The 10,073-nt window shown below is 73.9% G+C and carries 10 protein-coding genes; 3 read left to right on the top strand and 7 right to left on the bottom strand.

All coding sequences use genetic code 11. From position 1 onward, the window contains the following. Positions 1 to 637: LysR family transcriptional regulator substrate-binding protein (locus ACFRMQ_RS31100; RefSeq protein WP_380734045.1), on the top strand; the 637-nt coding region annotated here is incomplete at its 5' end. Here ACFRMQ_RS31100 and ACFRMQ_RS31105 read toward each other — a convergent pair. After that, a complete protein-coding gene (locus tag ACFRMQ_RS31105; protein WP_380734046.1) occupies positions 550 to 1,713 on the bottom strand; it encodes an erythromycin esterase family protein in 1,164 nt (387 codons plus the stop codon). The genes ACFRMQ_RS31100 and ACFRMQ_RS31105 overlap by 88 nt on opposite strands. 123 nt (positions 1,714 to 1,836) lie before the next feature. Between ACFRMQ_RS31105 and ACFRMQ_RS31110 the strand changes: the two genes are divergently transcribed. Beyond that, complete coding sequence (locus ACFRMQ_RS31110; RefSeq protein WP_380734047.1) at positions 1,837 to 2,568, top strand: TioE family transcriptional regulator; 732 nt, start codon at positions 1,837 to 1,839, stop codon at positions 2,566 to 2,568. 185 nt (positions 2,569 to 2,753) lie between these two features. Here the strand turns inward: ACFRMQ_RS31110 and ACFRMQ_RS31115 are convergent, their stop codons facing one another. The 4 genes from ACFRMQ_RS31115 to ACFRMQ_RS31130 form a co-directional block, all read right to left on the bottom strand. Beyond that, complete coding sequence (locus tag ACFRMQ_RS31115; protein ID WP_380734048.1) at positions 2,754 to 3,608, bottom strand: BTAD domain-containing putative transcriptional regulator; 855 nt, start codon at positions 3,606 to 3,608, stop codon at positions 2,754 to 2,756. 214 nt (positions 3,609 to 3,822) lie between these two features. Further along, positions 3,823 to 4,158, bottom strand: coding sequence for a hypothetical protein (locus ACFRMQ_RS31120; RefSeq protein ID WP_380734049.1), 336 nt, complete (start codon positions 4,156 to 4,158; stop codon positions 3,823 to 3,825). Positions 4,159 to 4,732: 574 nt separating this feature from the next. Further along, a complete protein-coding gene (locus ACFRMQ_RS31125) occupies positions 4,733 to 6,100 on the bottom strand; it encodes an MFS transporter (protein ID WP_380734055.1) in 1,368 nt (455 codons plus the stop codon). Positions 6,101 to 6,192: 92 nt separating this feature from the next. Beyond that, entirely contained in the window at positions 6,193 to 6,759 is a 567-nt protein-coding gene (locus ACFRMQ_RS31130; protein WP_380734050.1) for a MarR family winged helix-turn-helix transcriptional regulator, read from the bottom strand. A 111-nt stretch (positions 6,760 to 6,870) separates the two neighbouring features. On the opposite strand from ACFRMQ_RS31130, the gene ACFRMQ_RS31135 reads away from it, so the two are divergent. Then, positions 6,871 to 7,536: a LuxR C-terminal-related transcriptional regulator gene (locus tag ACFRMQ_RS31135; protein WP_380734051.1), complete on the top strand. Its 666-nt coding sequence runs from the start codon at positions 6,871 to 6,873 to the stop codon at positions 7,534 to 7,536. A 69-nt stretch (positions 7,537 to 7,605) separates the two neighbouring features. On the opposite strand, the gene ACFRMQ_RS31140 is transcribed toward ACFRMQ_RS31135, so the two are convergent. Together ACFRMQ_RS31140 and ACFRMQ_RS31145 are read right to left on the bottom strand one after the other, a co-directional pair. Further along, positions 7,606 to 8,889 (bottom strand): sensor histidine kinase, encoded by a 1,284-nt coding sequence (locus ACFRMQ_RS31140; protein ID WP_380734052.1) that lies wholly within the window; start codon positions 8,887 to 8,889, stop codon positions 7,606 to 7,608. 133 nt (positions 8,890 to 9,022) lie between these two features. Then, on the bottom strand, positions 9,023 to 10,073 hold a 1,051-nt coding region (locus tag ACFRMQ_RS31145), incomplete at its 5' end, for an FtsX-like permease family protein (protein ID WP_380734053.1).

The raw sequence follows: 10,073 nt of genomic DNA on the forward strand, positions 1-10,073 counted from the left end.
CGGCTGGTCGGCCCTGGCTGGGCTCGTCCTGCACACCGTGCTGGAGGTCCCGCTGGTCGCGGCCTGCGCCGAGCGGCATCCGCTCGCGGGCGATCCGGGCTGCGACGACCCGGGCTCCGACGACAGCCCAGGCACCGGCACCGGCCCAGGCACCGACACCGGCCCGGACTCCGCCGACGGCCCGGGCGGCGGCTCCGGCCGGGGCCCGCTTCCGGTCGCGGCGCTCGCCGGACACGCCCTGGTGAGCACCCCGCGCGGCACCGGGATGCGCACCGCGCTGGAGGAGGCCCTGGCCGAGGCCGGCGTGGACCCGGCGGTCGGCGTCGAAGCGGCCGCGCCACCGCAGTTGGCCGAACTCGCCGCCCACGGAATGGGCGTGGCCGTGCTTCCGGACCCGGGACGGGTGCCCGGTCTGCGGGTCCGCCCGCTCACCGGGCCCGTCCCCCGGGTCCGGATCGCGCTGGCCTGGCCGGCCGGGCAGCCCGCCTCCACACCGGCCGCCGCCCTGGTCGCCCACCTGCGGCAGGCCTACCCGGGACCGACGTCCGCTCAGCTCCCGGCCGGCACCGCCGCACCGTCGGCGATGTGCAGCAGCGCGACCGCGCCCTCGAGGATCTCCCGGTCGAGCGGGAAGTAACCCTGCCGCGGGACGGTGTCGGTGCGGGTACGGGCCTCGGCCGGAACCTCCGGAGCCGTCAACTCCCAGATCCCACCACTTCGTCGCAGGTGGCTCTCGTACGTCCCGGGAGCTGGCTCGGACAGTCCGATCGCCTCGCTGCGCCCCAGGCTCCCGGCGACGAAGGCGTACCGTTCGCCCAGCAGCGCGCCGACGATGTGGCCCGCGCTCGTCCACTCGCAGTGCAGGTCGCCCAGCGTCCAGACGCTGGGGCTGCGCTGCGCGTGCAGGTTGTGGGTGAACAGCAACGTCGGTCCGCGCCGGGCCTCGATCTCGCGGATGTCGAGGAGGTTCTGCGCCATCAGGGCGTCGCGAACGCCGCTCAGGGCGCCGACCCGGGCGCCCTGGGTGAGCCCCGGAACGGCCGACTGCGCGTGGTAGCGCAGCAGTCCGATCCCGGCGGCCAGCCGGGTGCGGACCGCGTACCACGCGGCGAGCGAGGTCGATTCGATCAGTTGCGGTGCCCGCATGTGCAGGTGGAGGAGGAGGTCATCGGCGGTGCGGCGCAGCCGCGCGGCCGCCGTGGTGCCGCCCGGCGACCGGGCCGGGTCCATCACCGCCTCCTCTCGACTCCAGCGCTCGTCCTCGCCCGCCACCGCGGCGATGTCGAAGTCGAGGTCGAGGCCCAGGTAGTCGCGGGCGCCTTCGAGGTAGGAGCGCGGGCTGGGGGCACTCGTGGTCTCGGTCGGGGTGTCGTAGCCGTGGAAGGCCAGGCGTTCACCGGGCGGCCGCTCCCGGTTGAACTCCCGCATCCAGGCGACGAGCCGACGGTTGGGAGCGAGGTCACCGAAACCATGGGTGAAGCCCTCCGCCATCGTCGAATCGAGGGTGCCGATCCCTTCCCGGACGTAGGCGTCCACGGCGAGCGCGGCCACCCGGTCGGTCTCCAGCGCGATCGACCGGAAGCCCCGGTCGACGGCCAGCCTGGCGAACAGCTCGTTGCGGACCCACCCGAAGGCCGGCTCCTGGTGCGTCGGCTCACCGAGGCCCAGCAGCTCACACGCCGGGGTGACGAAATCATCGATGTCCTGGTTCATGGACCTCAAGCGTATCCTTGAACGAACGGTTGAGAGTTTTCCCCGCATCACCCCTCAGCCTCCACCAAAAGCCTCAAACATCCCTGACCGAGGGACGACAGCGGACCGGAATCGGAGACGACCATGCGCCCTGCCGACCTCGCGCGCGAACACGGCATCTCGACCCAGGCGATCCGCAACTACGAGCGCGACGGCTGCCTGCCGCTCGCCGAACGCACGCCGTCCGGCTACCGGATCTACACCGAACTGCACGCGTCCGCCCTGCGCGCCTACCTCGCCCTCGTCGCCGCGTACGGGCACGCGACCGCCGGTTCGGCCATGACCGCCCTCCACGCCGACCGGCTGGACGACGCGCTCACCGAACTCGACCGGGGCCACGCCCAGTTGCTGCGCGACCGGGAGACCCTCACCGCCGTCCGCGCAGCCGTCGGCCACCTCACCGGGGCCGCCACCGGGACCGGCCTGCCCGTGCTGCCCGGCGCCCGAACCGTCGGCGAGGTCGCGCACCGGCTCGGCATCACCCCCGCGACCCTGCGCACCTGGGAGGCCGCTGGCATCCTCGCTCCCGCCCGGGACCGCGCCACCGGCCACCGCCGCTATCTGCCGGCCGACGTCCGCGACGCCGAACTCGCCCATCTGCTCCGCCGGGGCGGCTACCTGCTGGACCACATCGCCACCGTGCTGCGGCAGATCCGCACGGCGGGCGGCACCGGCGAACTGGCCGGCGCCCTCGACGGGTGGCAGCAGCGCCTCACCACCCGGGGGCTGGCGATGCTGACCGCCTCGGCCCGGCTGGACCGCTACCTGGCGCTGCGCGCCGCGGACCCCGAAAGGCCTGCGGGCACCGCGACTTGAGGCCAGGAACCACTCGCGACACCGCCGATCGGCCACCAGGGCCACCACTTCCGGGCCGGAGCGCCACGAAGACCGCCGCGCTCACTCCGCTCCGGGGAGGCGGCACCGGCTCAATCGACTCCGAATCAGCCGACCCCGGCTCAACTGCCCCTGGATCGACTGGCTCTGGATCAACTGACCTCGGCTCAACCGACCCCGGTGAGGCGGGCCACGGTGCGGACGCCGAGACCGTCGACGAGCGCGCCCGGCTGCTCCTGGTCCGGTCGTTCGGGGGCGGCCAGCAGGATGGAGCGTCGCAGCCGCCGCAACGCGGCCGACGGCTCCATGCCCGACTCCCGCACCAGGGTGTTGCGCAGGCGCTGGTACGCCTCCAGGGCCTCGCCCCGGCGGCCGGAGCGCTGCAGGGCGATCATGTACTGGCCGTACAGGCTCTCGTGGGTGCGGTAGCGGTCGACCAGCACGGTGAGTTCGGCGAGCAGCACCCGGTGCCGGCCCAGTCGCAGATCGGCCTCGATCCGCTGGTCCAGCGCACAGAGCCGGGTTTCCTCCAACCTCCTTGCCTCCAGGACGAGTTGACTGCCGAGCTTGATGTCCGCGAAGGCCGGACCGCGCCACAGCGCGAGTGCCTCGCCCAACTGGCAGGCGGCGAGCGGGAAGTCACCGACGTCCATGGCGCGGTAGCCCTGCCCGGCGAGGCGGTCGAACTCCTGGAGGTCCACCAGTCCACCACCGCTGTTCAGCATGTAGCCGCCGGCCGAGGTGACCAGGACGTCCTTCGCACAGGAGGCTCCCGGGCCGCCCCCCTGGACGAGCGCCCGGTCGATGAGGTCGCGCAGCTGGAGCACATAGGTCTGCACGGTGGTGCGCGCGCTGCGCGGCGGACGCTCGGACCACAGCTCCTCGGCGAGCACCGCCGCCGGAACGACCTGGTCGGCACGTAAGGCCAGCAGGGCGAGCACCTGTCGCGGTTTCGGCGCCGACGGCACCACCGACACCCCGCACAGTCGGACCCCCAAGGCCCCCAGCATCCGGATCTCCACGAGAACCACCCCACATCCAGACGGATCGACGGCCCCGACGGCCGCCGGCCGAGCGGCTGCTCCACCGATCACCGTCCGCGAAGGCCCGCTGGAAGGCTGGTCGAGCACCCGGCACCCATCCAAAAACAGGACAGACGGTTTGTCAATACAAAACCGAATGAGCTGTTTGTTTTCGCGCGGATCGATTCCAAAGGAGGCGGCACGACCACCCGACTCAAGACGAGGCGACCTCATCCGCGCCGGCTTCCTCCAGCGCGGACCCGCCCTCTCCCACCCCGCCCGCGCGCGCCCGGGTGACCACCGCCGGCTCGGCGGCCGCCGGGACACCCCGGTCGACTCCGAGGTCGAGCGCGGCCGGCACCCCCGGCACCGCGATGCTCGGCATCAGGTGCTGGTACAGCACGGCCGCCCGGCGCTCCAGGTCCGCCCGGCCGGACATCTTCCGGGACTGGATCTGCACACCCGTCCAGGCCCCGGCGACCAGCCACGCCGTCTTCGCGGGCACCACCTGGGGCAGCAGTTCACCACGCCGGCCGGTCGGCTCCAGCACGCTCTCGGACCGCCCGCTCCCGCCTCACCACCGCAACCACCCCACCCGAAACGCTCGGCAAACAAAACCAAACACCCCGTATCTTACCCACCGGCCCCCGTCTGGATCCTGAGCTGGAGGTCACATGGCGTCGTCCTCAAGCGAGCCAAAACCACATGAATGGTATGGAACGTCGGGATGGCCGCCACCCCCCCACTCGCACAACCGGAGCTACTGCTCTCACTTTCAGCCGACAGGCCGACGAACCGGCCCTCGACGGCACTGAACCCGCTACCTCGACCTGCCGGAATTCCCCCAGCTCACGGTCCGGTGGCCGGACGAGGAACACGGCCGGAGCTGCGGATCGAACCCGGCCGGCCGGGTGGCCTCTGGGTGACCGTCTCCGACGCGGAGGAGTAGGGCGTCACATTCCGGGTCGCCCTCTCCCCCGCGCCGGCCTGGCTGGACGAGCAGCGCACGCTGCTCGAGGTGATCCGGGACGCCTATCCGTCCGAGGTGGTCGAACTCGCCCCGGGCCCGCACCCCTGGCACGGCGAGCCCGCCAGGGAGGGCCGAGACGGTTGAGTGGCCGTCATCACCCTTGTCGGGGTGGCTTTCCCAGTCGGCCGAGCGCGCGGTCGGGCAGCGTGAGGAGGACCAGCAGGGCCGCGGCGCCGAGCATGAACAGCGCGAGGTGGTGCAGCCCGCCCGTGGTGGCTCGGTGCGGGAAGAAGCCCGCGGTCGCGGCCGAGGCCGCCATGGCCCCGAGGTACATGAAGGTGCGCAGCAGCCCGGCCGCCGAGGCGATGGCCGCCGGGTCCGCCTGGTGATAGAGGGCGGTCTGGGTACTGAGCCCGATCAGGCCCTGCGAGGCACCCGCCAGGACGCCGACGGCCACCAGCAGCAGGCCCGGACTGTTCGGGTGCACCAGCAGCAGGGCGGCGCAGGCGGCGACCTGGCAGCCGGACCCGACCAGCAGTTTGGCGCGCACCGCAGGCCGGCGGCCGGTCGCACCGGCGACCGTGAGCGCGGTCAGCGAGAGCGGCAGCAGCACCAGTCCGGCGGCGGTGGCCGACAGGCCGCGCCCCTCCTCCAGCCATTGGGTGTATCCGTAGAGGAAGGCGTAGATGGCGGTGTAGCCGAGGAGTTGACGCAGGTAGGTGGCGATCAGCGGCCGGTTGCCGGCGAGCGCCCGCAGGTCCATGAAGGGCGTACGGGCCCGCCGCTCGCGAACCGCGAAGCCCACGGCCGCGAGCGCGGCGAGCAGCGGCAGGTACCAACGGGCGGGGTCGGGCTCCATCAGGAACAGCATCAGCGCGAGCAGGAGCACCGCGAAGAACGCGATCCCGACGTGGTCCAGCCGGTCGGGGCGGCCGGTGTCCTCGGAGCGGCCGGGGGAATCGGGGCGCCCGGGTCGGCCGCGGCGCCCCTCGGCGGCGGGCAGGCGGACCGCGCCGAGCACCAGGCAGGCCAGCGACAGCGGGATGTTGACGGCGAAGACCGTCCGCCAGCCGCCCAGCCCGATCAGCAGGCCGCCGAGGGTGGGACCCACCACCGTGACGGTCTGGTTGGCGACGGTCAGGACCGTCAGCACCCCGGTGGGGTTGGACTGCCCGGTCCGCTCGGCCTCGCTGCGGGTCAGGTGCATCGCGGCGGGGTACGCGGCGGAGGTGCCCAGCCCGAGCAGCACCCGCGCGGCGATCAACAGCCCGAGTGACGGGGCCGTCATGCCGAGCAGACCGGCGGCGCCGACCAGGGCCGTCCCGATGAGGTAGAGCCGGCGCGGACCGTAGGTGTCCACCAGCCGCCCGATCACCGGCTGGCCGACGGCGGTGGCCAGGTAGAGCGCGGTGACCAGCCAGGCGGTCTCGGCGGGCGGCGCGCCGAAGGCGGCGCCCACCGGCACCAGGGCCACGGCGATCATCGAGGAGTTGATCGGGTTGAGCACCGAGCCGAGCACCATCGGTGCGATCAGCCGGCGGTCGAACCCGCCGTCCGGCGCGGGCCGGTGACGGCCCGCGCGGAGCAGGGCCAGTCGGAGGCCCGGGCCGGGCCTCACTGGTTCAGCCTGTCGATCAGGGCCAGCGCCGCCAGCACGGTGGCGCGCTCGGCCTCGGTGTACCGGTCGGCCATGGCCTGGGTCAGCCAGCCCTGGCGGGCCTGTCGGCGGTCCGCGACATAGGCCAGCCCGGTTTCGGTGAGGCTGACCACCTGGCGGCGGCCGTCGTCCGGGTCGGGGCGGCGCCCGACCAGACCCTGCTGTTCGAGCGCGGCGACGGTGGCGGCCATCGACTGCGGGCGGACCCGCTCGGCGGTGGCCAGCCCGCTGGCCGAGGCCGGTCCGTCGTTGATCAGCCGGCTGAGCACGGCGGTCTGGGAGGGGGTCAGGTCGCTGGCGCCGCCACTGGCCTCCCGGAGCGTGCGGCGCAACCGGCTGTAGACGGCCCGCAGTTCACGGGCGGCCAGCGCGGCGGTGTCGGGGACGGCGAGGTCGGGAACGGCAGGGTGTGCGGAGTCTGCGGGGGCTGCGGGTCCTGCGGGTCCTGCGGGAGTCGCGGCGGTCGCGGTGATCGCGGCAACACCGTCTCCCGCGGCGGCACGGGTGGTTCGCTTCTCGGTCACGGCCCCACGGTAATTTCATCAGTCTGGACTGTCCAGTCTGAACTGAAGAACTCCCGAACCGGATCGGGCATCGCCGCGGCCCGGGGCACGACAGCCCCGGATAATGACGGCATGATCGACAAGCAGCTCCGCGTCGTCCTCGCCGAGGACTCGGTGATCCTCCGGGACGGCATGGTCGAACTCCTCACCGCCCGCGGGTGCGTGGTGGTCGCCACCGCCGGGACGGCGCCCGAACTGATCGCCGCCGCCACCGAGCACCGGCCCGACGTGGCCGTGGTGGACATCCGGATGCCGCCCAGCCACACCGACGAGGGCATCCGGGCCGCGATCGAGATCCGGGCCGCCCTGCCCGAGGTCGGCATCCTGGTCTTCTCCCAGCACGTCGAGACCGCCTGGGCTGCCCGGCTGCTCACCGGCGGCGCCGCGGGCATCGGCTATCTACTCAAGGAACGGGTGGCCCGGACGTCGGAGTTCGTGGACGCCCTGCACCGAGTGGCCGCCGGCGGTACGGCCCTCGATCCGGAGATCGTCAACGGCCTGATGCACGGCGGTCGGCGCAGCCGGGTGGACGCCCTCACCCCGCGCGAGCGGGAGGTCCTGGAGCTGATGGCCCAGGGGCACTCCAATCGTTCGATCGCCTCACAGCTGGTGGTGTCGGAGCGTGCCGTGGAGAAGCACGTGGCGGCGGTGTTCGCCAAGTTCGGGCTGCCCGCGAGCGACGCCGACAACCGGCGGGTCAAGGCCGTGCTCGCCTATCTCGCGGAGAGCGGCAGGTGAGCCGGCGGCTGAGCCCGCTCCGACGTTCCCGGCGTCGACCTGCCGTCCGACCTGTCGACCGACCTCCCGTCACAACCGACTGGGCAGCTCGGCCCTGACCAGCGTCGGTCCGCCCGACGGGCTGTCCACCCGCAACAGCCCGTCCACCGCCGCGAGCCGCCCGGCCAGGCCCGCCAGCCCGGTGCCGGCACCGATCGCGGCGCCGCCGTGCCCGTCGTCCCGCACGGTCAGCCGGACCCTCCCCTCGGCCGCGCTCACGCTCAGCTCCGCCGACCGGGCCCCGCTGTGCTTGGCCACATTGGTCAGCAGTTCGGCCGCACAGAAATAGACGGCCCGCTCGATCACTTCGTCCGGGCGCTCCCGCAGGTCCAGCCGGACCTCGACCGGCACCGGCGAGGTGGCGGTCAGTCCCGGCAGCGCCTCGGCCAGCCCGCCGTCCAGCGCCACCGGGTGGATGCCCCTGGTCAGCCGGCGCAGGCCGGTGATGGTGGCGTCGGTCTGTTCACGGGCCCGGCCGACCAGGGTGCGCAGCCGCCCGAGGTCCGGACCGCCCGGGTCGGTCGGCTCTCCCCCGGCAGGAGCGCCGCCCGCCGCGGCATCACCGGCCGGGGGTGCGGCGGCCAGTACGTCGTCGGCCAGTGACAGGGTGATGGCGAGCGCGACCAGTTGTGCCTGGGTGCCGTCGTGCAGGTCGCGCTCCAGGCGTCGCGACCGGTCGGTGTTCTCGGCCAGCAGGACGGCCCGGGCGTGCTCCAGCTGGCGCACCCGCTGCTGGGACCGCACCGGTCCGAGCAGCGCGCGGGCCAGCGCACGGTCCGTCCCGCTGAGGACCCGCAGTGCCGCGGGCAGCACGGCCGGCACCGCGAAGCCGACCGGGACCGCGACCAGGTCCAGCAGGCCGATCGGTCTCTGGCCCGGCTCCATCATCCGTGCCCAGAGCGGGAAGCCCACGAGCCAGACGCTGCCGAGCGGCAGCGCCACCACGGCCAGGAAGCCGAGCACTCCCAGCGGCAGCCGCAGGAGGAGGTAGAGCAGCGTCCGCCAGGCCACCGGGTCGGTCAGCGCCACCCGGCCCCGGGCGAACACTCCGGACGGGCGCGGCAGCGGTGGCGGCGCGGGCACCGCTTCCCCGAGCAGCCGCCCGACCAGCCACCGGTGCGGACCGCCGAGCCTGCGCGCCCCGAGCAACGCGGCCACCACGAACGGAAGGCCCAGCACGGTGAGCGAGAGCAGCACCCCCGCGTAGAGGACCGCGACGGCGTACACCCCGCCGAGCACTCCGATCGGCAACCCGAGGACCGCGAAGGCCAGTTCACCACCGCGCACCGTCCGGTACCGCCGCTCAGCCACCATCCACCTCACCACTCACCCGCCGACCGGCCCCCAGCATCCACCAGGCGCCATCGGAGTCACCACACCCGCCTGCCCCTTCCATCCGGTCCATCCGGGCCCCTGTCAGCCCAGCGACTTCCTCCCTCTCGTCGCCTCACCCCCGTTCGCCACTCGTCGTCGCCACCGCCGAGCCGCCGACCGCCCACAGACCCGTGCCCACGATCCCCGGCACGGTGAGCACCGCCGCGCCGAACAGCACCCAGGCACACGCCGCGGCCGGCACCACCGGCACCACCGAACCCGTCACCGCCAGACTGAACGCCCCCGAGGCCGAGGCCGCCACGGCCGCGCCCAGCAGCACACCGATCGCCGTGGTCAGGACGGCCTCCACGCAGAGCATCCGCAGCAGCTGTCGTCGCGTCGCCCCGGCCAGGCGCAGCAGCGCGAACTCGCGGCGCCGGTCGGCGGTCACCGCCACCAGGGTGTTGACCGTGGAGACCGCCGCGAAGCAGATCAGCAGCCCGAGCTCCATCTCTCGCAGCCAGACGTCGCTGTCCTTGGTGACGCTGGTCGCGGTGCCCGTCGCCCGGGCGGCCCGCTCAGCGGTGCCGGTCAGGACCAGCATGGTGCCGGAGAGCCCGACCAGCAGCGCGACCGGCACCACCGCGGAGGAGAGCCGGGCTGCGTAGCCGCGCAGGTTGGCGTCCGCCAGCCAGCCCGCCCGCGGGGCGAGTGCCCGCGCCGGGGCCCCGAGCACCGCTGCCAGGGCCCGCGCCGCCACCGGGCCCAACAGGCCGACCGCGACCAACAGCACCAGCGAACCCAGCAGCGCCGCCTGCCCCGCCTTGTCCGGTTCCCCGGCCGGCCGGCTCGCCGCCAGCCGGAGCAGCAGCCCGCCGCCCGCGAGCACCGCCGCCCCGGCGAGCAGCCTCGGCGCGCCCAGGACGAAGGCCAGCAGCTTGAGACCGGCCACCGGCACCCCCGACGCCTCCGCGCCCGCCTCGTGGTCCCGCAGCGCCGCCAGCGCCCGGCCCGTACGGCCCCGGCGCAGCGCCGCCACGGCCGCGAGGCAGCCGGCGAGGACGACGAGCTCCAGGACGTAGTACCGGCGGTCGTCCTCGAAGCCCGCCGGACGTCCCAGCTCCAGACCGGACGTCGCGTACGGCTGCGCGAAGACGAAGCGGCTCACCGCCACCCCGACCGCC

The organism is Kitasatospora sp. NPDC056783 (assembly GCF_042789895.1).
Lineage (GTDB): Bacteria > Actinomycetota > Actinomycetes > Streptomycetales > Streptomycetaceae > Kitasatospora.